This window comes from Lacicoccus kunmingensis DSM 17847, assembly GCF_059568765.1.
The window spans coordinates 21644-45151 of record NZ_JCANUC010000017.1 but is presented as its reverse complement, the minus strand read 5'-3'; the positions used below and the strand labels follow the sequence as shown (position 1 = coordinate 45151).

Sequence of the window (23508 nt, the reverse complement as noted above, 5' to 3'; positions counted from 1 at the left end):
AATTTTTATCATTACAAGCTGGGGTTAGAAAGGGATATTTTATTTTCGATTTTGTAACATATTAAATTTTGGTTGGAGGGTACCATGATTAACAATAAGATGAGAATTTTACTTACAATACCGGTGTTATTTGTACTTGCAGCATGTGGTGGAAACGATGATGGTTCTCTTCTGAATGATGCGGAGATTGAGGAGGGCTATTACATCAACTATAACGGCGAGGAATCTGAAAACGCGGAGATGCGTACTTCAGATTTCATCGAGTATGATGATGGATCGGATTATTCACTGACTCGTCCTGCGTACATATCTTATTACAATGAGGACGAGTTCATCCAGACCAATCTGTATGTGGACAATATGCCCGTTCTGATTGAATCGGTTCCTGAAGCGACGCATGTCAGGGTGAGCTTCAATCAAAATAATGAAGATGCGATGGTATTCATCGATGAAGCGCTGGAAGAGGCTGAAGCGGGTCAGGAAAGCGTACCTGAAGAAGAAGAAAGTGAAGAACAAAACGGTGGATCAGATTCTGAGTCGGATGAAGGGACAGAATCATCAGAAGAGGCTTCTTATGATGAGTTTGACTTTGCATCTGTTGAAGGTGAAGCGGTACTTGATACATCAGAATTTACAGATCAGGATTTGTTCATGTACCAGGGAATCAATGAAGAAGGTGCCTTTACTGAAATGAATGATATGGCAACCACCCGCGGAATTGCCTACGATGACACTTCTGAATATGTCATTAACCAGTCGGCAGACATCGCATACTACAACGACAGTGAATTCCTTGAAATCCATTCAGTGGAAGACGAAGGATATATTGAAAATGTTCCGGATGCGAATTTCATCAATATTACTTATAACCTTGATGATATGAATGACTTGATGTTGCTGGAAGAAGACTAGGATGAAAAATTTAAAGCCTGGAATTACATATAACCTGTAATTCCGGGCTTTATTGTTGTGATCATATTCTTTGAAGTATCAAAGTATCATTTATTTCTGTATCGGCATCCATTATATTATCGGCCAATATAATCAATTTCCCATCTTTGCCGACTTCGATAGAGCCGTTGGTATGTTCGGTCCCGTTAAGTTTCGCTCCATTGATGGTCATCGACTTTAATGCTTCAAGTCTGCTGAGTTTCATATCTTCACCAAGCACTCTGCCGCCTTTGGTTTTGCGCTCATTGGCTATCCGTATATTATCCATCGGTGAAATGGGAGTGACAGGACAGTCGGAATGGAGTGTATACAAGACGTCCATGTCTTCGGCCCATCTGGCGGGGCTGATGTGTTCAGCTCTTTCAGGGCCGAAGAATTTTTCATAGTGCTGGTCGCCGTAATAATACACGTGGTTGATGAAGAATGATCCGTCGATGCCCGCTTCTTTCATCGCTTTTATATCCCCGTATTCCCCGGTCTGGATATGCTCGATCCGTCTCGTCTTCGTATAGCCTTCGCAGTTGTCATTGACGTGTTCATAGGCTTTGATGACGGATTTGATTGCGGCATCGCCGTTGGCATGTGTGGTGAGGGGAAATCCGAGCTCCGCAAAATGTACATACAGTTTTTCCAGTTTTTCCTGCGGCAGGATGGTTTCACCTTTTTCATCTATATCATGATAATTCTTGGTCAGCGCGGCTGTGTGCAGCTGCGGCGAGCCGTCCTGGAAGAATTTTGCGCTGTCGAGGACGCATCGTCCGTTTGATCGTGTTTTGATGAATTCATTGATTTCATCGAATGTTCTGCCTTTGAATTCCGGCATTGTCAGCAATAATTGATAGTCGATCATCAATCTGAAGTTGAGGATGCCGTCATGCCTGAAATATTCCATGTACGCTTCAAAATCATGCGACCCTTGAGCGAGTCCGACACATGCTTCCGTCGCAGTTGTAATGCCCTTGGATAAATAAATGTCTTCGGCTGTTTTCAATGCCTGTACCATATCCTCTTTTGTCGGTTTCGGCAGATGGGGGATGATCTTCTCCATCGCCGGGAGCTCGAATACAAGACCGTCGAGTGTTCCATCGGTTTTGCTGAAATAGCCCCCATGTGGGTCCGGTGTTTTATTATCAATACCAGCAATGTCAAACACTTTTGAATTGGCGATGCCCATATGTGCGGAACTGTGCCTGATATAGACCGGATGGCCGGTCGTTAGTTCATCCAGTTCCTGCCGGGTGATATGCCTTTTTTCTTCGAGTTCCAGTTCGTTGTAGCCCTGGGCGACAATCCACTCTCCGGCTGGTGTGTTCTGGATAGCGACACGCAGGGCGAGTTTGATATCTTCAATATTTTTCACGGTCTCAGGAGTCAGATCAACGAGTGATTCATACAGGCCGAAGAGCAGCGGATGGCTGTGGGTATCTATAAAACCCGGGATGATGTATTTACCCGTACAGTCGATGACATCTACGTTTTCATCCGCTTCTATGCTGCCGATATCTTCGATGATGCCGTCTTTGATGAGAATATCTCCTGTATAAGGAACGTCATTTACCATATCAATGATGTTGCCATTTTTAAGCAGTTTATCCTGTGTCATGATTATCTCTCCCTTACGTTAGGATTTTCGAGTTTTTCAAAGTAAGCCGCCTGCACGGTTTCACTTGCTGCGTGTTTAGTGAGCAGGCTCACGCCCACAAGGAGTACGAAAGAAACGATGAAGCCGAATAGTGCATGGTCCATGCCGATCGGCAGGAAAGGATACGCTAATACTAATACGGCCGTACCGATCATGCTCGTCAGAACGCCTGTCTTTGTCACTCTTTTCCAGAACATGACCGAAAGGAATGGGAAGACGGTGATCGTCGCAGTCAGTCTGAGTGCCCACTGATAAGTCGTTGCGATATCTTCTATGCTGTATGCAAAGAGGCAGGCGAGCGCAGTGATGATCAGCACTGATATTCTTGAAGACTTCAGCATCGTTTTCGGACTTGCGTCCCTGTTGATGAAGTTTTGATACAGATCGACCGTCAGGTTGCTGCTGCCCTGTAATATGAATGAAGTCGCCCCGGTCATCAATGCTGCGAGTAATCCAAGGAAGACAATACCGCCAATCGGGCTTGCCATCAGTGAATCCGTGACATAGGAGAAGACCAGATCCGGGTGCATATCCAAAGGTACAAACTGACGTGCAGCAAGTCCGATTAAAAATGGCAGGAATGAAATGAGTCCGGCGATAATAAAGCCTAATGAATTTGCTTTAACAGCCGTATCTTCATCTTTTGCAGCAAATATCCGCTGCCAAGTGGACTGCCAGACCAGATAAAACGGGCCAACGGATAAGGCATAGAGCATAATCTCTCCAAGTCCGTCCGGGCCGGTGAAGTTTATATACTCCGGTTCACTTGCATTGAACAATGAGCCCAGTCCGCCGACATGAGTGACGGTAACAATTGCCAGTGCGACGACACCGATGATTATGATGATCGACTGAATGGCATCCGTTAATATTGTTGCAGGCAGACCGCCGATGACTGTGAATATCAGAATGACTGCAAATGAGATGAATATACCCACCGGCAGGGTGATATCCAAAGTGATGTTGAATACTGTAGACATACCGACCAGCTGCAGGGCAGTCGTCGGCACAGAATAGATGAAGGCTGAAAGGACGGATGGAATGATCCCTGCCTTACCGCCGAACCGTTTTGTAAATAAATCCGCGAGTGTGATCAGCTTCTGGCGGCGTAACGGTTTTGCGAATCCTATAATCAGTATTAAAGAGAATATGATTGCTACGAATGCGAACTTCCAGTAACCGGACAGGCCGACGGTGAATCCGAGGCCGACCCAGCCGATAAATACGGCAGCACCGCAAAACGTACTGATTACAGTGCCTGTAATCTTCCAGAAACCGGTATTTCAGCCGCTGATCAAATAATCTTCATATGTATTGATACGTTTGAAATACCAAAATGCGATACCCAACATGAAGATGAAATATAAAACGAAATAAACGATATACCAACTCATAAATAATCCCCTTTTATTGCTTAACTTATATTCTGGTCTTTATTTTGTTATCCATTTGAATGAAATGGATAACATAGATTATACACAAAATTTGTGTGAATATAATAAGTTTTAAGAAATCAGTTTTTATTCATTAAAATTTTGATATGATGTAGAGAAATATATAGATTAGAAAGAAGCGAATTCAATGGATATATTACCAATCATAGCGATATTGCTTGTCGGTATCGGCGTCGGTTTCATCAATATCGTCTCAGCCGGTGGATCGATGCTGACTCTGCCGCTGCTGATATTCTTCGGTCTGCCGTCGAATGTGGCGAACGGGACAAACAGGATTGCGATTCTATTTCAAAATATCTTTGCAATGTATCAGTTTCAGAAAAGCGGTCACTTGAACTGGAAGCTTGGACTCACGCTTGCTGTGCCGACGACGATCGCTTCCATCTACGGTGCACAGATCGCGGTGGATATCGCGGAAAGCACGTTTGATAATCTGCTCGCAACATTCATGATCATCTTTGCGGTGCTGCTGATCATCAAGCCGCAGCGTTTTATCAAAGAGAAGTTCAATCAGACGACATCGATCATTTTATTATTCATCGCATTCATATTCATTGGCATTTACGGTGGGGCACTGCAGGCGGGTGTGGGATTCTTCATCATGCTGACGCTCCTTACACTTGTGCCGAGAATACCGATGGCGGAAATGCACGGGCTTAAAGTGCTTGTGGTGACCATCTATATTTCAGTTTCGACATTCGTGTTCATTGCGAACGGACTGATCAGCTGGGATTTTGCGATTGCTCTTTCCATCGGTTCGGCCACAGGTGGATTTTTAGGCGGGAAATATGCGAGCGTATTACCGGATAAACTGCTTGAAAAGATATTGATTGGTGCAATCATTTTCTTTGCCGCCATTCTCCTGCTCAGATAATTGCTTTCAATTGATTTTAAGCGATTGTAAGTTGTATTATTTAACTGACATTAAACAATAGGGGGACAATGTGTGTTTTATCAAATGTTCAGACTAATGCTCGTGTCCTCGCTGCTCATCACTTTAAGTGCATGCCAAGAAGAATCCACAACGGATAATTTAATCAATAAAGTGAACAGTGTCGACGACAGCTGGATCAACTATGAAGGCCAGCAGGAAAATGATAACACAATGGTGCAGTCTCAGTTCATACCGTATCATCCGGAGAAGGCGTATGAAGTGAACTATCCGACGTACATCGCCTATTATGACGGAGAGACGTTCCTTGAAACCATCCGCCACCAAGAAACGCCGGCGACAGTGGAAACGGTGGAAGAAGCGGACGGAGTCATCGTCAGTTACAATAAAAAGAATAAAAACGGCATGAAGATGGTGGAAACGGATGAACAGTAAACTTTATATCGTCATCATGCTGCTTTTCATCTCTTTACTCGGCGTCATCATTGCGGACAGTTTCTACCATAACTATACGGATGATCCTGTCGACAGCGATGTGATTGTCGTGCTCGGCGGCGGTGATCAGGGCAGGGTGGATAAGGCTGCTGAGCTGTATCAGGCGGGCTATGCCGATACAGTCATCATGACACCGGTGGGTGACAGATTCAGTGCAGAAGAGCTGATGACCATCGGCAGACATTACGGCATAGACGAAGAAGATATTATGATTGAAGAGGATTCCAGCAGTACACATACAAATGCGGAGGAATCCGTTAAAATCATGGAAGAAGAAGGTTTCGACTCCGCCCTGATTGTTACGAATGATTATCATATCAAAAGGACGAGACTCGCATTCGACAGATTGAATGACGGAAAGATGACCTTCAATTATATCAGTGCGATGAATCTATCCAATGAAAGATGGTATGAAAGAGAAAACTCAGGAACCATCTGGCTGAATGAGTTTGTGAAAACCTGGGGTTACAGATTTGGATTGTATAACTGGTTTGGATGAAAAAGAGGAAACCTCCCGGCAGTATAAATAACTGCTGAGAGGTTTTTATTTATATCTGTTTAAATGATGCCCTGGAAACGTAGGATGATTTCCGCAATGATGGAAGAGCCGAGCAGGGTACCTGTAAGCACAAGCAAGCTGACTAACATTGCTCTCCATCCCATTTTGGTGAAATCGGTCCAGGATCTGCCGATGGCAATTCCGGCATAAGCGAGTATCGGTGTTGCGATTGCAAGCAGTTCTATGTTCTGTGTCATGGAAACGACGAACCCGCCCCAGGGCAGTTCAGGTACAGAGGCAAGAATACCTATCGCAATTACATACACCACGCTCGGAATATTCAAAGGAATAATTTTCTTAAGCACGAATCCGGATAGCACAATAAGTATCAGGATAAGCATTCCGATTACGGCTTCAAAAGAGATAATGTCATAACCGACCCAGTTTCCGATGAATGCAACAATCCCTACGACTGACATGAGTAAAAAATATTCTCCTATATTTCTCATTATTTCTCCCCTCCACGCATTTTCCAAAATACTTTATAAAGTTTTTCTGCAACCGGTAGAGCTATGAAAATACTGACAAATAAACCTGTCGCATAGGTCAATAGATTACTTGCCCCGGCAAATGCAACAATTTGAGATTCAAGTTCTGGAAATGATGCGATTAAAGGTCCGATAGCGGCTGTCATCATACTGCCGCTTCCGACACCTGCGGCCATCGCCAGTGATAATGGATGCAGCGGTGTATATGCTGCGAGCACACCTGAAAAAATACCATAGAAGAGTGCGCCGAAAACAGTTCCGAAAATATAAACCACTGTGATCCCCTGACCTTCGGCTGATTCAAAACCGTATTTATCGTAAATGATGCCAAGGTTGGGTTCACGGCCAATGGAGTGGGCCATCCCGATACTTTCACGTTTCATGCCGAATACAAGTACAGCGACGGGCAGGGCGAGAAAGATCGTCCCGAAATTCCCCAACTCCTGTAATATTAAAGCCGGCCCTGCGGCGATGACATTGACGAGATCTGGCCCGATCGTCACGCCGATCTTTGCAATCAGCAATGACACACTGATGGTGATAATGGGTTCCGCATTTTTTGATTGTTCATCTTTTATGAGCGGAGTGAAGTAAAGTACGAGACCAATGACAATGGCGAACAGCATCGGTAAAAATACCATGATGCCAGGCCCGATACTGATTTCTATAACGCCTACTGCTTCTGTGAGTATAACGATTCCAAGAACAACTGCATGAAGTCTCCAATCTTTGATCAATTTGATTGTTTCACTCATTTTGAAGCCCCCTTTATTCTGAAATCACTGAATAGACAGCTGTCGAATCCAGTGTCCCCTTTCCTTGCTTTAAAGCGGTTCTGTATAGCTGACTGACGATTGATGAGACAAATTGTGGTGTTTTTGATTCTTTGGATAGATTCATATAAAGTTCCAGGTCCTTTGACATATGTCCGAGAAAGAACAGTATATTATCGAACTCTTCATTAATCAGATTTTCGCCGAAAACATCTAACACTTTATTTTGTCCTGAACTTTGCTGAATGATATCTGCGAGCTGCCGGTTTGAAACACCGTAATTGTTCGCGGTCACCATTGTTTCACTGAGTAATGCCGTGATGCCTGCGACAATCATATTATTGCAGAGCTTCACTGCCTGGCCGGTACCGGAATCACCGACGTGGACGATTTTTTCCCCGACGTTCTCCAGAATGGACCTGGCATCCGGGAAAATCTCTTCGTTGCCGCCGACGAGGATGGTCAGCGTGCCGGACTCAGCACCTGCAGGACCGCCGCTGACCGGGCAGTCAAGATAATAAACGCCTGCATCTTCTGCTTTTTTGTGAATCATTCGGGTCGTTTCTACATCAGTTGTGCCCAAATCAAATATCATGGCATCTTTAGGGAGATTTTGCAGTACACCTTCGCTCCCGAGGAGTGCATTTTCCAATATTTGAGTGGACGGCAAGGACAGGAATAGGTGATCGACGTTTGCTGAAATGGTTTTTATTTCAACAAATTCAGCACCTTCACCTTCCAAAAGCTCGCGTGATTTTGACATGTCATCATGGATCAATACATTGTGTCCCGCTTTCAATAAATTGCGTGCGATACCTTGTCCCATTGCGCCACAGCCAATCAGGCCAATATTCATTTTATTACCCCCAATAAAATACTTTTCTTTAATGATGAAATTCAACTTCTAAGGCTTCATATAGACCGCTTTAGTATCCAGCCAGAAATCAAGCGCCTTGCTGCCTTGTTCCCTCGGCCCCAGACTCGATTTCTTTTTGCCGCCGAATGGAAGCTGATTTTCGAAAAGATTGGAAGGTATATTGACATGGGTCACGCCGGTTTCAATACGGCTTACAAAGTCGTGGGCTTTATTCAGATCGGATGTGTAAATGGATGATGAAAGGCCGAATTCTGTATTATTCGCGATATCAATTGCTTCATCGTATGAATCGACTTCGATAATTCCGACGAACGGCCCGAAAATTTCTTCCTGAGCAATTTTCATATTGGTATTCACATTACTTACAACGGTTGGTGCAACGAAGTAACCTTTATCTCTGCCTTCATCCATTAATCTCACGCCGCCGTATTCAATGACTGCACCTTCTTTTTTCGCAACATCCACATAGTGAAGGTATTTGTTCAATTGTCTTTCATTGGCGATGGCTCCATTATCGGCGCCTTCTGAAAAACCATCCGCAACTTTAAGTGCCTGTGCTTTTTCAACAAGCATGTCGGTAATCGTTTTTGAGATGCTTTTAGGTACAACGATCAGCGAAGTGCCGGTACAACTTTGCCCGTTATTGAACATCCCGCTGATGATTGCGCCTTTGACCGCTTCTTCGAAATCCGCATCTTCCAAAATGATTGTTGCGTTCTTCCCTCCCATTTCCGCCTGCATTTTTCCACCGCGGTTTCTGACCGTCTGCCCAAGGGAAAGACCGACATCGGTAGAACCGGTGAAAGAGATCGCTTTAAGGGATTCATTGGTTGCCATTTCGTGACCGACGACCGCACCATCTCCCGTAACCATGTTGAGGACACCTTTCGGTATTCCGGCTTTTTCAAACAGTTCCACGAGTTTTACTGCAATTTGTGCAGTTTCATTCGTCGGTTTATAAACGACCGTATTGCCGGCGATCAGTGCAGGCGCGATTTTGAAGATGCCGATACCGAGCGGGAAGTTGAATGGTGTTATGACACCGACGGCCCCGAGCGGTTCTTTCAAAGTGTATGCGAAAGCATCCGGGTCGTTTGAAGGGATCGTTTCACCCGACAGTTGATTGACAGCGCTGATAAAATGCTTCAAAGCTTTGATGGTCGCTTCCACTTCTTTTCCTGCTGCAGAGAAAGTTTTTCCGACTTCCTTTGTAATGACTGTGGCAAGTGTATCTTTGTCTCCCTCGATCAATGACATCACACGGTAAAGTATATCTGCCCGTTCAAAAGGGGTCGTCTTTTTCCATTCGGGAAACGCTTTCACAGATGACGTGATGGCTCTTTTTGTATCTTCTGCAGTGGAATCCTGAAAAGCACCGAGTATTTCGTCGGTATTCGCGGGATTGGTCTGCTGAAATGTTTTGCCTGAATCCGAGTGGATCCATGCACCGTCTATATAATTCGAATAAGTTGTCACCATATATATGCCACTCCTTTAATGATTTGGTTGTATTTAATTATAATATTTCTTTACAGGAGTGAGTATATGGAGCTGCACACAATTTTCTATGCTTCCATGTGCTGCTCCACATACATTTCATAAGCGATGACGATATTCATCCATTGATGTTCATCCTGCAGATTGATATCCAGGATAGATTCAATTTTTCTGAGCCGCTGGTAAAGCGTGTTTGTATGAATATATAATTGTTCGGCTGTTTTGCTTTTATGTGTGCGCCCATTTTCAATCAGCGCCCCGAGTGTTGTGAGATGTTCCGGTGAATGCTCCAAGAGAAGACCGATATGGTCTGTGATGAATTCATGTTTTACCTGTTCATCGAAGTGGCCCCATAAACGTTTATATCCTAATGTGGAATATTCGACCAGCGACGATGCAGACTGGCAAGCAGCAATGATTGCTTCATTATAAGAAGTATTTAATTGTGCAATGGGACGGGCTTTACCCGTACCGGTAATCATTCCGTATTGCTTATACAAATGTTCCGCAAAGTCTTCCAAATACTGACCGGACGGGGATACTATGATGTAGAAATTTTTTGTAAGAAACAAAGTGGACCCGGGAAAGTATTTCTTCATTAAATTTTCCAGCTGGCGTGCAAAAGTATCATCTCCGTGCGAAGTGGCTGAGATCGCAAAGCAGTAAACGGCTGTGTCTTTTTTAACATTGATGTATTTCAACAGAGTTTCAAATTTGCCATCATTCAATACGCTTTCAAAATCTTCAGACCGGTGCCGGAGGGCCTCTTCATAATTTTCGATTTCCTTAATAAGCAGTGTAGTAAGTGCATCTGCAGCATGATATACGACTTTCAATTGATTTGTTGAGAAGTCTGATAAAGGTCTTATTGCTGATAGATAACCTAACAGTTGTTTATTATGGATGATTGAGATGGCATTGGCAGGTTCAGGGCCAGGAGAATCCAGAGAGAATTTCGAATTCAGTTTCGTCTCCAGTAAATCAATAATCTCCTTTTGGCCGCGATTTCTGATCAACGCTTGTGAAAACTGTTCCTTTATACGGCTGTCTTCGAGTGTATCGGACATACGGATATAGCTGACTATACTCGCAGCCTGGCCAGTGAGTGTGTGAAGCAGTTTTATATCATTTTGTGAAAATGGCTGTTCAGTATTATAGCGGTTTAACGTAAAAGTACCGATACAGTTTCTATTATCCATAAGCGGAACATTTATCGAACTCCTGACTGTTCTTTTATAAGTCCCTTCCTCATACCATTTCAAATTTTCTGTGGATATATTGGACATCATTTTTGAAACATCTCTCCGATTGGCACAAGCCAATGATTTTTTATTGAGGAATACTTTGCCTGTCAAAGATTCTCCAGGCTGAAAAGAGATTCTCTTCAGACTTGAGGTTGAAACGCCGTAACCTGCACCGAGACGTAATACTTTCTGATCTGAATCATACAGATAGACGATTGCCATATCGGTATGTGGAATCATCTCGTTTACAGTTTTTATCAATACATTCAGTACCTCTTCAACACTAGTTGCCCGTTCAATCAACCTGTGAAATTTGTAAAATTCAGAAATATCAACGTGCATTTTTTCATTCATATTAAATTCCCCCTCATAATGAATTCCCCTTGAACGTTTCTGCTGCATGAAAAAGTTGTTATCCTAGATTATATCGTTCGCCTAACGTACACTCAAACGTTTATCTCGTAAACCAAATAGATATAGAAAATTTTACAGCAATGGCTGGGCTCATGAGCTTACGGTTTTTATTTGTATAGTAACCGCACAAAGATTGCATAGTCTCAATCATTTGAGAGGTGTACGTGATAATGATAGGGTGTTTAATAGAATTGTTGTCGATGATGACAACTTTAAAAGCATTGATACTTAAAGGAGAACGTAAATAAATGACGAAACATATACCACTCAATGTCCTTGATCTGGTGGGCATTTCAGAAAACCAGACGGTCAAGGAAGCGATTGAAGCTTCAATGGAACATGCGCAGCTGATCGACAGGCTGGGGTTCAAGAGACTCTGGTTCGCAGAGCACCATAATACTCAAAATCTGGCTTCGACAGCGACTTCCCAGCTGATCATGATGGCGGCGGAAAGAACTGAGAATATCCGTGTCGGTTCGGGTGGCATCATGATGCCGAACCACTCCGGCCTGCAGGTGGCCGAGAACTTCGGTATGATTGCCCAGCTCCATCCGGATAGAGTTGATCTGGGACTTGGCCGTGCACCCGGAACAGACGGGAGAACATCACAGCTGATCACACGTTCCAACAGTGACGCACAGACTTTTGCGAACAACATCTATGATTTGATTGGCTGGTTCAGTGATGAAGGGCTCGGTAAAAGTGTACCGGTCACTTCTACAGTCGGAACAGGGACGAACATACCGATATGGGTGCTGGGTTCAAGCATGAACGGTGCATCGATTGCAGGACAGCTGGGACTGCCTTATTCCATCGCGACACACTTCACACCGGATGATTACAAACAGAAGATCGATAATTACCGTCAGACTTTCAAGACAGATGCACCGACTTCACAGATTGACGCGCCGTATGTCATGGCGGGCATCAATGTGATCGTCGCACCGACGGACGAAGAAGCGGAAAAAATATGGACCACGACCACCCAGATGATGATGGACATGCAGACCGGTCAGAAGCGCAAACTCCAGCCGCCTGTCAATCCTGAAGAACTGGGGACTGAACAGCAGAGAAATATGATGGAAGCGATGTTCAGCATCAAAGCTGTCGGCTCACCTGAAACGGTTCGTAAGAAGCTTGAAGAATTTACAGAAGATACTGGGGCGGACGAACTGATTATTGTCACATACGCCTACGATCCTGAAAAGCGAAAACAATCCATGGAACTGCTGGCAGATTTGTGGTTTGAGAAGTAAAAATGTCATGAATCCCGCCGGATGGCGGGATTTTATTTTTCAAATATACATATGATGAAATGAATGTTAAATTTCTTGAAAAACTGTACAGGTGGTATAATAAACTAAACAAATGAGTGAATTTGACAGGAGGTGTCATCATGGCAACAATCAGAATGGATATTAATCCTGAAGTGCTGGAATATTATATAGAGCAATCTGAAATGGATGTTGAGTTTTTAAAGGGTAAAAACAATCTGGCCAATATCGAAGAGTGGATAGACGGATCTAAACAGCCTACTTTAAACCAACTGAGAGAACTTGCGAAAAAGTTACGCGTGCCTCTTGGTCATCTTGTTCTGAAAGAGCCGGTCGATGACAGTCCGCCTTTATTGGATTACCGTACTGTAGATTCTATAGACACTAGTAAAAATTCCAGGGAGTTAATAGATACGATAAGAAATGTTCAGAATCAGCAGGTATTTGTATCTGAGTACCGTAAAAAAGAGGGGCATTCTACTCTTGGATATCTGGATTACTTCACGCTGGATGAACCGACTGAAAATATTGTTGAGTTCTGCCGTACCTTATTGGATTTAGACGCAGATTGGCAAAAACAACTCGGTGATTTGGAACCCTTTAAATTTTTCAGAGAAAAGCTGAATAAAACAGGTGTGCTTGTGCTGGTCAATGGTATTGTAGAGCAGAATACACATCGATCTTTGGATATAGAGGAATTTAGAGCTTTCGCTTTAATTGATGATTACGCACCGGCAATTTTCATCAATACCAATGACACAAAAAATGGTCAGGTATTTTCTCTTCTGCATGAATTTGCACATCTGCTTTTCGGCAGAGAAGAAATTTATAATGTAAGTAACATATTAAATAAAGAACCATCACTTCTAGAGCGGAAAGGTAATGAATTCGCCTCCGAGATACTTGTACCCAATGAACTGTTTAAAGATGCCTGGCATCAATTTGAAGATAATGAATTATTGGAGAAAACAGAAGCCTTAGCGAGACAATTTAAAGTGAGTATGACAGTAGTTGCGAAAAAAGCATATATAAATCATTTCATTAATGAATGTGATTATAATGCTGTTGCTGAATACAATCAGGATAAGTATAGAGAAAGTAAAATCATGAGGAAAGAAAGCAGCGGGGGAGATTATTGGAATAATCTCAACTACAAGATGGATCCGGTTGTATTTGATACGGTGCGCAAAAGCTTTTATCAAGGTGACATTCAGTTCACAAAAGCTCTTAAATTACTAAACATTAAAGCAAAAGCATTCGACTATTTAGAACAAAATTAAAAATTTCATTTCATCCAAATGATTATAAATGAAAAACAGTAACCTCTTGAGTGGGTACGAGGACTCATCACACCAAGAGTAATCACTGCTTACTTTAGTATACGAGATTAGTATACTAATATTTATAGTATGAGACAATTCGTAAATTTCAATTTATAGGTGATTAATATGAGCACAGAACTAAAATTTTTAAAAGCGATACTGATCAGGCCATTTTTCTGAAAGAAAAAACGATAGAAGAAATGGGCCTGGAGATTGATGAGACGTTAATTGTTACAAAAACAGATGAAGATTTTATTTTGACAAAGAAAAAAGATAAAACTTTTGATGAGGAATGGGATGAATTTATCCAAAACGGCGGTAGTTATGATGATAAAGATATGTATGACTGGGGAAACCTAGAGGTCGGGAGATATGGTAAGTAAGATAATATGAAGCTGTATGTTTTGACATCTCAGTTTACTCATTTGCATGCAGACCATATCTCAGATGTTTTTGCTACTGCAGACATAGAAATAACAAGGGCCATAAGTGATGAATAAATACTGATGCCCTTGTTATTTTGTAGTTGCAGTGAGAATTCCGTATTCATTTGAATCGCTATACATTTCTACGAAGGCAACGATGATAAACAATGCATATTGAATGTTTATCCCATATGAATATGTGGAAATTTAGGAGTAGAGGTGATAGACATGGAAAAGCAAAAGATTATTGAGGAAATTGAAAATATTTTAGATATATCGAAAGTTGGCGTAATGGCCACTATTTCAGGCAATAAACCGAACAGCCGTTATATGATTTTCTACAATGACGGTCATACACTTTATACTAAAACTGATAAAGACTCTCTTAAAGTGGATGAAATAGAGAAAAATCCATCCACGCATGTTTTGCTTGGTTATGAGGAGACTTCAAATGACAGCTTTCTTGAAATCGACGGTAAAGTTGAAGTGGTGGAGGACAAAGAAACGCTCGACTGGTTATGGCAGAACCAGGATAAAACCTATTTCGATTCCAAAAATGATCCGGATTTTATTGTGCTTAAAATAACTCCCGAGTCCATCAAGGTGATGAATGATAAAGATAATCTCGGGACGCCGAAAACAGTGGACTTCAGCCAGTAATTAAAAGTGAGAATATATAAAAATAACAAGAGCCATAAGTAATTAGAAACTTATAGTTCTTGTTATTTTTATGTCTACGGCGTCAATACCATATCTATATGATTATGACCGGCGATATCATATTCATCTGAAATCACTTTAAATCCATAGGACTCATAAAATTCTAATAAGTAGGCCATCGCAATGATTTGTATTTTTTTCTCGGGGTATTGTTCCCGTGCATAATCCACTGCGTACTGAAATAAGTCCCGCCCTTTACCGTTACCTCTGTATTTAGGGTTCACGGTCACACGGCTGATCAATACTTTGTCACCGACCTCTATTCGGCAGTAGGCACGAATGATCGAATCCGTTTTCTTAAAGAGATGCATGGAATCTTTATCCTTTCCATCGATATCCCGAAAGAAACTTTCCTGTTCTAAAATAAAAATATCCTGTCTCAATCCCAGGATCTGCTCTAACTCATCAAGCTCCAGTTCATTATAATTCTTGACGTACCACATACAATGACCTCCGTTAATGTAATTAGCATATATCTATCATAACATATTACAACTCATAAAGTATGAATTATTATGCAAAATAGGCCAATAAGAGGCCAAATAAGAAATATTTCACATAACATGTTAGGATGGAAGTGTATTAAAATACGCATTGGAGCTGAATTTGATGATTGATATTCATAACCATCTGTTAATTAATATTGATGACGGTCCAACTTCAAAACAAGAAGCATACGACCTGCTCGTACAGGCTGCGGAACAGGGTATTACGGATGTCATGATCACACCTCATCACCAAGTCGGCAACTGGTATACACCGAAGGAGAAAGTGCTTGAGGAAATAAAGGTCTTAAAGGCGATTATTAACGACAACAACATAGATATCAACGTTCATCATGGTCAGGAAATCCGTATCAATGAGAATATAGTTGAGGAGCTCCGTGACGGGATCAACACAACGTTGAATGACTCCAGCTATATATTGGTGGAGCTGCCATTCGGTGAACTGCCGTCGTTTTACGAATCGGTCATTGATGAACTGGTGGAGAACGGTTATAGACCGATCATCGCACATCCTGAAAGATGCCAGCCGATTGTGGATGATATCGATATTTTATATAACCTGATCAATAAAGGTGCAGTGGCGCAGGTGACTGCGGGATCGATTACCGGTGACTTCGGCAAGCCATTACAGGAAATCGGCTTGAAGATGGTTGAAGATAAACTGATCCATGTTGTGGCGAGTGATGCTCATGATGCTGAATACAGACCGTTCAGACTGAAAGAGGCGCTGGCTGTCATCGAAGAGCACCTCGGAAAAGAGTATGCAGATAATCTGATTAATAATGCAGAAAAGATTTTCAAGGATGAGCAGATAGTATTTATTGAACATGAAGATAAAATATCTATACAATCTGTGAAACAAAAAGATGAAGATTTTAATAGTATGTTAGAGCAATTAACAGACGAACATGATAATGTTTTTAAGAAATTGGTTGATTGATGAGATATCTTACAGAAGATGATAATGAACAAGAATCAGACGATGAAGCTGGTGAACAGGATACTGATTCTGATGATAGTTCTAATGAAGAAACAGTATCAGACGATGATACAACTGATTCAACAGATACAGATGAAAACACTAAACCTGACGGGGAAGAAGTGAGGGAGGAGTCCACTGATTCTGAAGACGACGGTGAGGACGATGCATCGGGCGAAGCTGCGGCTGATGATGAGGATTTAGACGTTTATTCTTCAATTGAAGATGATGAAACCAGCGTCAGAGTCGACAGTGCGTCCGACGAGCTGGACGGCAAATCGCTCGTTGTGACGGTGCTTGGTGCATCGGATGCGATCGGTGCGGACCATGATCTATATGATATTCACGTGCTCGATGAAAATGGTTCCCTCTACAGCCTGGAAAACCCGGTGACGGTTTACCTGCCGGCAAACGGCTATGTTTCGAACGTCTACTACCTTGGTAATATCTGAGAGACGCTGGAAGCTGTGAACTACAGAACGGAAGACGGCTACGCGGTGTTCGAGGCGGCGAGCTTCAGCCAGTTCGCTGTAGTTTACGGTGAAGAGGATGCGGACAACACGACCGTTGCACCGGTTTCTGAGAATAAAGACCGAGGTGCTGATGAGACATCAGAAGATCGTGCAAACGAGCATCCGACTGTCTACACAGAAGACGTGGATGATACTGAAGATGAAGCGGCTGCAGTGAGCGGTTCCGATGACGGATCAGCTGATGGTGAGGCTACTGGGTCGGAAGCCACTGAATCAGAAGTATTGCCAGACACAGGTGTCACAGAACAAAGCACAACAATATTCGCTACAATCCTGGCGGCACTTGGACTTGGATTCCTTGTGAAAAGAAGAAAACCGACAGATAAATAGATGATTGAAATAGAGAGCCTCCAGAGCTGAAAAGCTTTGGAGGTTTTTAAATTAGTGTTATTTTAACTTCAATGTATGCACTGAGTGTTTGACACGAAGACAGTTAGTCTAGACAGTGGATATTAATATTGGGTAATAGTACAATTAAATTATCAATATATTATTTGATATGAGTAGTGAGATACAAACTGCATAAGTAATCAATTATGATTTTTCTATAAAGGTTAGGTGGTGAAAAAGTTGCAAAATGATAAATTCAACTTTAAAACTATGCAACAGCAAATCAATAATTTACCTGAAACTAGTACAGACAGAAAAGTCGATACTATTCCTAAAGTGTTAGGTATCGAGAATAAAGAAAACTATATCAATAACTGGTTGTCATTCTTATTAGATTCATCCCGTTATTCATCAGTGGAACCATTAAATGTGTTGATGGAACTGTATGCAAAAAAAGAATGTAGTGAATCTAATGTTGGTAAAAACATTGATTTAACAGTAGCTGAAGATGAGGAGATTGAAGTCACTAGAGAAGCGACTTTGGATAACGGACGTAGAATTGATATTCTTATAGAGACAGAAAAGCTTTTAATAGGTATAGAAAACAAAATTCATTCAGGTCTTCAACAGAACCAGTTGGAAGATTACACTCATTCTATTAACAATCTTATAAAAAAAACTCATGAAGGTTCTAAGAGACCAATATTGATATTACTTACTCCTAAGAGTAACAAATCTTTTGAATCAGGTGACTTTTTACATATCTGGTATGAAGAACTTGCAGATAAACTAAGTGAGCTTAAATATGACTACTTAAATAACTTAAGAAATGCATTTCTTCTGGAAGACTTTGTGAACTATGTTAATGAGTATCTAAGAAAGGATGAAAGCAGTATGAATGAGGAATGGGCTAAGTTCTTAGGATCGAATTCAAAAGAGTTGCGTACTATATTCGAAGAGGGTAAGAAGAATCTCGGGTTATTCATTGAGGATATTGGTAACCAACTGGACACTGCTTTTCAAAATGAGGATAAAGAATGGGATACTCTGACATATAAAAACACATCTACACAATTCTGGAGACAGTTGAATAATCCAGAATGGGAAAAGTTCAATCTCCATTACGAAATTGGTACGGTTGAACAAACCCAAGGTTTTATATTACCTACGAAATTAAGATTATCCTTTGATATGGAAAGTAAGGTGGCCAGGGATTACTTTCAAAGTAATGACGTGCTAACGTTTCATGGTGATAAAAAGGATATAAAGGGGCAGAATCCGATAAATTATTTTACTGTAGATTATACTAATGAAAATACCATAAAAAGTGACTTGAAAAAAATAATAAGTGAACTAAAAGCATGGGATGATAAACACAGAAATGAAATTGAAAATGCAGTTAATGAAATGAATAAAAATGATTATTAATGTCTATTCTTTGATAGGGATTGTTATCCATACTTTCATCGAATCAAAGGTGAAAATAAGAAACTTCCAGATTAGAAAATATCTGGAAGTTTCTTTGTGTTTTTTAATAGTCATTTCAATATTAATACTATTGCAGTTTCACTATAATTAAGGTCAATAGACACTGGGTTTGGAGGGACAACATGTTAAGGAATAAAAAAGATGTTAAGCGTTTTGAAAATGAATCACAGCATATCACATGTCAGATCAGCAGTTATTCTGAAGAAGCTTTCGATGATTCAAAGTAATTAAATTATTTTATACCATGTTCTTCTTGGATAGACTTAGAGACCAGCAAATTTATAGCCTGGTTTTTTGAAACACCCTCACGTTTCATATAGGCCTCAATTTGTTCATTTAAAGAGACTGGAATTCTATATGTCATTTTTACAGGCTGTTGTGGTTCATAGACTCCCGGCAATGGTATCTCATTATTGTTTTCCAACATGACTTGAAACCAGACCTCCTTTGCCAGATCCAGATCCTCAATAGCTTCTACTTGAGTATCTCCAGAACCTTCGAGTCCCTTTAACTCTTCATAAAATGCAACGAAATACTCGGAACCATCAAAGTCTTTTTTCGGGATGACACTCAGTTTGTAATTGAGATTCATGTACTCATCGACTTTTTTCATAATTTATCACTTCCTCAATATCTTGAATCAGGGTCTTAATAATATGACGGCGCATAGGTTTTGTGAAGTTGATTGTTCTCATAGGCAGAATGGAATTGGATATTGTAGAGTGGTGATACACTTGGTGTCCACCTTTTCCTTTTTTGGAGTTAAGGATAAAGCCATACATCTTTAAAGCTGATTTGAATTCATGTTCGCTGATGTTTCTTGGATTGTTTTTCAACTTCTCATACATCTTTTCCCGTCGGCTCATATGCCACCACATATGGTATCATTATATATCTTTTACTTAAGAGTGTAAATAAACAAGCGCCCTAGTTGGCTTGGCTCATATAGAAATTCCCTTTTCGTGTTAATTCTTTTGCAATTTCACTATAATTAAGGTTAATAGTCACTGGGTTTGGAGGGGCAGCATGTTAAGGAATAAAAAAGATGTTAAGCGTTTGGAAAATGAATTTCGAAGTATCGGCAACAAGATCAGCAGTTATTCTGAAGAACGTTTCGACAAGGATATTAAAAATCTGTGGCAGAAGCTGAAAATCCGTGTTGGAGATAAACAGCTGAAAGGTATGCATATCGACACGATTTCGACTCTTGAGAAGGGGATGCCGATCAATCTTCTGGTGAATAATGATCTGAAGACGATTTACGATGTGGCGCACTACGATATTAATCGTCTGACGAACATCAACGGCATCGGTGATACATATGCGGAATCGATTCATGATGCTGTAACGAGGATAAAGGAATCGGTCTACCAGCAGGCGCATCCGAGGATGGACCCGGATCATCTGACGGATCTTGATTTGGAGCTGATAGAAGTAGTCTTTAAGAAGCGGGAGATTTTGACGAAAGCTGAAAAGGCGGCAAAGCTGCTTAAAGAATTTGAGTCGGATGTGAAACCGTACATAACGACCGCCAAGAAGCAGAAGAACTTCTTCATGGCTTTGTTCCAGTCACAGGATGAGAAAGAGGAAGTAGAAAATGCGTTTGATGAGTTGAATAAAGACCAGTATCGGCATAAACTCGACCAAATCAAGACGATGATGAATTATATCGAAGGGTTTTCGGTGTCTGAAGATGAGCTGACTCAGCATTTCATCAATAATAACGCTGCCTATTACATAGAAATAGAGAAGGTGACGGGTTATTCTCAAGTGGAAACGGCAGGCGATATCCCATCCGAAATCGTCAAGGCTGTTGAGTCATTTCCGCTGGATACGACGGGACTGGATCTGACGCTCAGACATTATCAGGAATTTGGGGCGAAGTATGCACTACTCAATAAACGGACGCTGCTCGGCGATGAGATGGGGCTCGGTAAGACCATCCAGGCGATGGCGATGATCAATCATCTGCGTCTTGAGGATAAAAATCATGCGATTGTTGTGTGTCCGCTCAGCGTCATAGCCAACTGGAAAAGAGAGATACAGAAATTCTCCGGCCTGAAGGTCTTTATTTTCCATGGGAATGGCAGGGACGAAGCATTCGAGAGCTGGAAGTCAGAGTCGGGTGTGATGCTGACGACTTATGGGCATGCAGGGAAGCTGGACAGAGAAGAAATCCCGGATCTCAACGCCTTGATTGTCGATGAAGCGCATTTTGTAAAAAATCCAGGTGCGAGAAGATCGCAAAGCGTATATAAACTGGGTGAAAATACGGAGTATGTACTGTATATGAGCGGGACGCCGCTTGAGAACAGGCTGGAGGAGATGAAGCAGCTGATGGGTGTGCTGCAGCCGGAGATTGCGGCACAATTGACGCAGGAATTGTATCTTCTTGAACCGAAGGAATTCAAGCGTACTGTGGCGCCGGTCTACTTGAGACGGAACCGGGTGGAAGTGCTGGGTGAATTGCCTGAGCTGGATATCATTCCGAAGTGGACGGACTTCGGTGACGGGGAAGGTAAGTTTTACAGAGATGCGGTCATGAACAATCAGATGATGAAAATGAGACGGGCGGCCTGGACGGGCGGTACACCGGAAAAGTCGCCGAAGCTTGAAGTGCTGATGGATATTTGCGAGGAAGCGGCTGACAACGGGCATAAAGTGCTGGTGTTCTCATACTTCAGAGATGTCATGCGGACGATTGAAAGTCATCTCGGCGAGCGGACGTTTGAGCCGATCAGCGGAGATGTCCCGAACAATAGGCGTCAGGAAATCATCGATGAATTTACAAAGTCGGAGCCGGGTTCGGTGCTGGTCAGCCAGATTCAGGCGGGCGGTGTCGGGCTCAATATACAGGCGGCAAACATCATCGTATTGTGCGAACCGCAGTGGAAGCCGTCGACGGAGGAACAGGCAATCAGCCGGGCGTACCGGATGGGGCAGTCGCGGAATGTCGTCGTGTACCGACTGCTGACTGAAGACAGTATAGATGTCAGCATGCTTGACATTCTCGGCGAGAAATCAAATTTATTCGATGAGTATGCCAGGGAGTCGCAGGTTGCATCGATTGCGATGAACGGATCGGATGAATCTGTCAAACAGAAGGTTATGGAGATGGAGCAGCAGCGTGTGGCTGAAAGTGTTGGATCATCTTAGTGGAGGCTGAATTATGAATAAAGAGCTGGTTTCAATGACGGTTTCAGAACTTGCACCGCTTCTAAAAAATAAAACCGTTTCACCGGTTGAACTGACAAAAGCTGTACTGGATCATGCGGAAGCGGGTCAGAAGGATATCAATGCATTCATCAGTTTTACACGGAACAAGGCTGAAGCGGCGGCTAAAATTGCCGAGCAGGAAATAATGAGCGGGAATTATCGCGGCATGTACCACGGCATCCCGATCGCATTGAAAGACAACATTTACATCAAAGATGAAATAACGACGGTGGGTTCGAAAATCCATAAGGATTTCAAACCGGAATACAATGCGACCGTCGTCGAAAAATTGTCGGACGCCGGTGCGATTTTCACCGGCAAATTGAACATGCACGAGTACGCGTACGGCATCACCAACAATAATCCGCATTACGGTGCGTCGAGGAATCCGTGGAATACGGATAAGATCACCGGCGGTTCAAGCGGCGGCTCCGGCGCTGCGGTGGCGGCGAATTTAACCATGGCGTCACTCGGCACCGACACGTCGGGTTCGATCCGCATCCCGGCGGCGCTATGCGGCATCATTGGTCTCAAACCCACGTTCGGCCGCGTGAGCACTTACGGCACGTTTCCGCTCGCGCCGACTCAGGACCATCTCGGTCCGATGACGAAGAGTATTAAAGACGCCGCGGGGCTGCTCCAGATCATTGCCGGTCAGGATAATAAAGACCCGATGACTGTGCATGCACCCGTGGATGATTATTTGGATCATCTTACAGGTGACGTGAACGGTTTCGTCATCGGCATTGATGCGCAGTATTTCTTTAGAAATATAGATGCCGACATTGAAAAAGCGGTGCGGGGCACTATCCGGTTTCTGGAGATGAACGGCGCTAAGATAGAGTGGGTTGAACTGCCTTCGCTTGACGATACTGAAGATCTGGACCAGATTACCGTGTTCAGTGAAGCATCTTTAATCCACCGGGACACATTTCTTAAAAACCCGGGAGGGTTCGGCATTGAGATGCGGACGGTGTTCGAAAATATTAAAGTGCCGGATGCGATTGACTATATAAAAGCACAGGAAGAAAAAAGAAAGATTAAAAGCGAAATGCTGGAAGTGTTTGAGAAAGTGGATGTGCTGATTTCTCCGACACTGCCATTCACTGCGCCGGATATCGGCAGCAACTTCGTCGACATCAACGGCCGGAAAGAGGAACTGATTAAAAGTGCACTGCACTTTATGCGGCCGGCGAGCCTCACGGGGCTGCCTGCATTATCTGTACCTTGCGGGTTCAAGGACGGTCTGCCGATCGGTCTGCAGGTCATCGGGCCGCCGTTATCGGAAGCAATGCTGCTCAACATCGGTTACGCGATTGAGCAGAAGAACTCATAAAAGAGATTTAAAGCAGACATGATATTTCAATGGGCCATAAGACCTTCTTTGCCAAGTGCAAGGAAGGTTTCATTTCGAGACATTTAACTTTCT

At 42.6% G+C, this 23508-nt stretch carries 23 protein-coding genes; 14 read left to right on the top strand and 9 right to left on the bottom strand.

Annotated elements, in window-relative coordinates; translation table 11 throughout:
* Positions 1–84 precede the first annotated feature (84 nt).
* A complete protein-coding gene (locus BO48_RS13530) occupies positions 85–912 on the top strand; it encodes a hypothetical protein (protein ID WP_496368136.1) in 828 nt (275 codons plus the stop codon).
* Positions 913–973: 61 nt separating this feature from the next.
* Here BO48_RS13530 and BO48_RS13525 read toward each other — a convergent pair whose 3' ends face one another.
* Together BO48_RS13525 and BO48_RS13520 are read right to left on the bottom strand one after the other, a co-directional pair.
* A complete protein-coding gene (locus BO48_RS13525) occupies positions 974–2554 on the bottom strand; it encodes an amidohydrolase (protein ID WP_496368134.1) in 1581 nt (526 codons plus the stop codon).
* A 2-nt stretch (positions 2555–2556) separates the two neighbouring features.
* Positions 2557–3813: a sodium:solute symporter family protein gene (locus tag BO48_RS13520; protein WP_496368174.1), complete on the bottom strand. Its 1257-nt coding sequence runs from the start codon at positions 3811–3813 to the stop codon at positions 2557–2559.
* Between the two features lie 361 nt (positions 3814–4174).
* Here BO48_RS13520 and BO48_RS13515 point away from each other — a divergent pair, with 361 nt between their 5' ends.
* From BO48_RS13515 to BO48_RS13505, 3 genes are all read left to right on the top strand, one after another.
* Positions 4175–4921 (top strand): sulfite exporter TauE/SafE family protein, encoded by a 747-nt coding sequence (locus tag BO48_RS13515; protein WP_496368132.1) that lies wholly within the window; start codon positions 4175–4177, stop codon positions 4919–4921.
* A gap of 72 nt (positions 4922–4993) precedes the next feature.
* On the top strand, positions 4994–5374 hold the full coding sequence (locus tag BO48_RS13510) for a hypothetical protein (protein ID WP_496368130.1): 381 nt from the start codon (positions 4994–4996) through the stop codon (positions 5372–5374).
* Complete coding sequence (locus tag BO48_RS13505) at positions 5364–5933, top strand: YdcF family protein (RefSeq protein WP_496368128.1); 570 nt, start codon at positions 5364–5366, stop codon at positions 5931–5933. The genes BO48_RS13510 and BO48_RS13505 overlap by 11 nt, the downstream gene beginning before the upstream one ends.
* Before the next feature lie 59 nt (positions 5934–5992).
* Here BO48_RS13505 and BO48_RS13500 read toward each other — a convergent pair whose 3' ends face one another.
* From BO48_RS13500 to BO48_RS13480, 5 genes are all read right to left on the bottom strand, one after another.
* Positions 5993–6442, bottom strand: coding sequence for a hypothetical protein (locus tag BO48_RS13500; RefSeq protein WP_496368126.1), 450 nt, complete (start codon positions 6440–6442; stop codon positions 5993–5995).
* Positions 6442–7236: a DUF3100 domain-containing protein gene (locus tag BO48_RS13495; protein ID WP_496368124.1), complete on the bottom strand. Its 795-nt coding sequence runs from the start codon at positions 7234–7236 to the stop codon at positions 6442–6444. The genes BO48_RS13500 and BO48_RS13495 overlap by 1 nt, the downstream gene beginning before the upstream one ends.
* Before the next feature lie 13 nt (positions 7237–7249).
* Positions 7250–8110, bottom strand: a complete 861-nt coding sequence (locus BO48_RS13490; RefSeq protein ID WP_496368122.1) for an NAD(P)-dependent oxidoreductase — start codon at positions 8108–8110, stop codon at positions 7250–7252.
* A 48-nt stretch (positions 8111–8158) separates the two neighbouring features.
* A complete protein-coding gene (locus BO48_RS13485) occupies positions 8159–9610 on the bottom strand; it encodes an aldehyde dehydrogenase family protein (RefSeq protein WP_496368120.1) in 1452 nt (483 codons plus the stop codon).
* A gap of 86 nt (positions 9611–9696) precedes the next feature.
* On the bottom strand, positions 9697–11226 hold the full coding sequence (locus tag BO48_RS13480; protein ID WP_496368118.1) for a helix-turn-helix domain-containing protein: 1530 nt from the start codon (positions 11224–11226) through the stop codon (positions 9697–9699).
* 308 nt (positions 11227–11534) lie between these two features.
* Here BO48_RS13480 and BO48_RS13475 point away from each other — a divergent pair, with 308 nt between their 5' ends.
* From BO48_RS13475 to BO48_RS13460, 4 genes are all read left to right on the top strand, one after another.
* Positions 11535–12542, top strand: a complete 1008-nt coding sequence (locus BO48_RS13475; protein WP_496368116.1) for an LLM class flavin-dependent oxidoreductase — start codon at positions 11535–11537, stop codon at positions 12540–12542.
* A gap of 140 nt (positions 12543–12682) precedes the next feature.
* Positions 12683–13840 carry an ImmA/IrrE family metallo-endopeptidase gene (locus BO48_RS13470; protein ID WP_496368114.1) on the top strand — a complete coding sequence of 386 codons (1158 nt, stop codon included), beginning with the start codon at positions 12683–12685 and terminating at the stop codon, positions 13838–13840.
* A gap of 242 nt (positions 13841–14082) precedes the next feature.
* Positions 14083–14265, top strand: a complete 183-nt coding sequence (locus BO48_RS13465; protein ID WP_496368112.1) for a hypothetical protein — start codon at positions 14083–14085, stop codon at positions 14263–14265.
* Between the two features lie 270 nt (positions 14266–14535).
* Positions 14536–14967, top strand: coding sequence for a pyridoxamine 5'-phosphate oxidase family protein (locus tag BO48_RS13460; protein ID WP_496368110.1), 432 nt, complete (start codon positions 14536–14538; stop codon positions 14965–14967).
* A gap of 74 nt (positions 14968–15041) precedes the next feature.
* On the opposite strand, the gene BO48_RS13455 is transcribed toward BO48_RS13460, so the two are convergent.
* Positions 15042–15470: a GNAT family N-acetyltransferase gene (locus BO48_RS13455; protein ID WP_496368108.1), complete on the bottom strand. Its 429-nt coding sequence runs from the start codon at positions 15468–15470 to the stop codon at positions 15042–15044.
* A gap of 166 nt (positions 15471–15636) precedes the next feature.
* On the opposite strand from BO48_RS13455, the gene BO48_RS13450 reads away from it, so the two are divergent.
* From BO48_RS13450 to BO48_RS13435, 4 genes are all read left to right on the top strand, one after another.
* The gene (locus BO48_RS13450; protein ID WP_496368106.1) at positions 15637–16473 is read left to right on the top strand and encodes a tyrosine-protein phosphatase; all 837 of its coding nucleotides are present in this window, start codon (positions 15637–15639) and stop codon (positions 16471–16473) included.
* On the top strand, positions 16473–16964 hold the full coding sequence (locus BO48_RS13445; protein ID WP_496368104.1) for a hypothetical protein: 492 nt from the start codon (positions 16473–16475) through the stop codon (positions 16962–16964). The genes BO48_RS13450 and BO48_RS13445 overlap by 1 nt, the downstream gene beginning before the upstream one ends.
* A gap of 15 nt (positions 16965–16979) precedes the next feature.
* Entirely contained in the window at positions 16980–17375 is a 396-nt protein-coding gene (locus tag BO48_RS13440) for an LPXTG cell wall anchor domain-containing protein (RefSeq protein ID WP_496368102.1), read from the top strand.
* A 240-nt stretch (positions 17376–17615) separates the two neighbouring features.
* Positions 17616–18803 (top strand): PD-(D/E)XK nuclease family protein, encoded by a 1188-nt coding sequence (locus tag BO48_RS13435; protein WP_496368100.1) that lies wholly within the window; start codon positions 17616–17618, stop codon positions 18801–18803.
* A gap of 292 nt (positions 18804–19095) precedes the next feature.
* Here BO48_RS13435 and BO48_RS13430 read toward each other — a convergent pair whose 3' ends face one another.
* The gene (locus BO48_RS13430) at positions 19096–19476 is read right to left on the bottom strand and encodes a type II toxin-antitoxin system HicB family antitoxin (protein WP_496368098.1); all 381 of its coding nucleotides are present in this window, start codon (positions 19474–19476) and stop codon (positions 19096–19098) included.
* Between the two features lie 413 nt (positions 19477–19889).
* Between BO48_RS13430 and BO48_RS13425 the strand changes: the two genes are divergently transcribed.
* Both BO48_RS13425 and BO48_RS13420 read left to right on the top strand, forming a co-directional pair.
* Positions 19890–22019 carry a DEAD/DEAH box helicase gene (locus BO48_RS13425; protein ID WP_496368096.1) on the top strand — a complete coding sequence of 710 codons (2130 nt, stop codon included), beginning with the start codon at positions 19890–19892 and terminating at the stop codon, positions 22017–22019.
* A gap of 13 nt (positions 22020–22032) precedes the next feature.
* On the top strand, positions 22033–23415 hold the full coding sequence (locus BO48_RS13420) for an amidase (protein WP_496368094.1): 1383 nt from the start codon (positions 22033–22035) through the stop codon (positions 23413–23415).
* Positions 23416–23508: the final 93 nt, after the last annotated feature.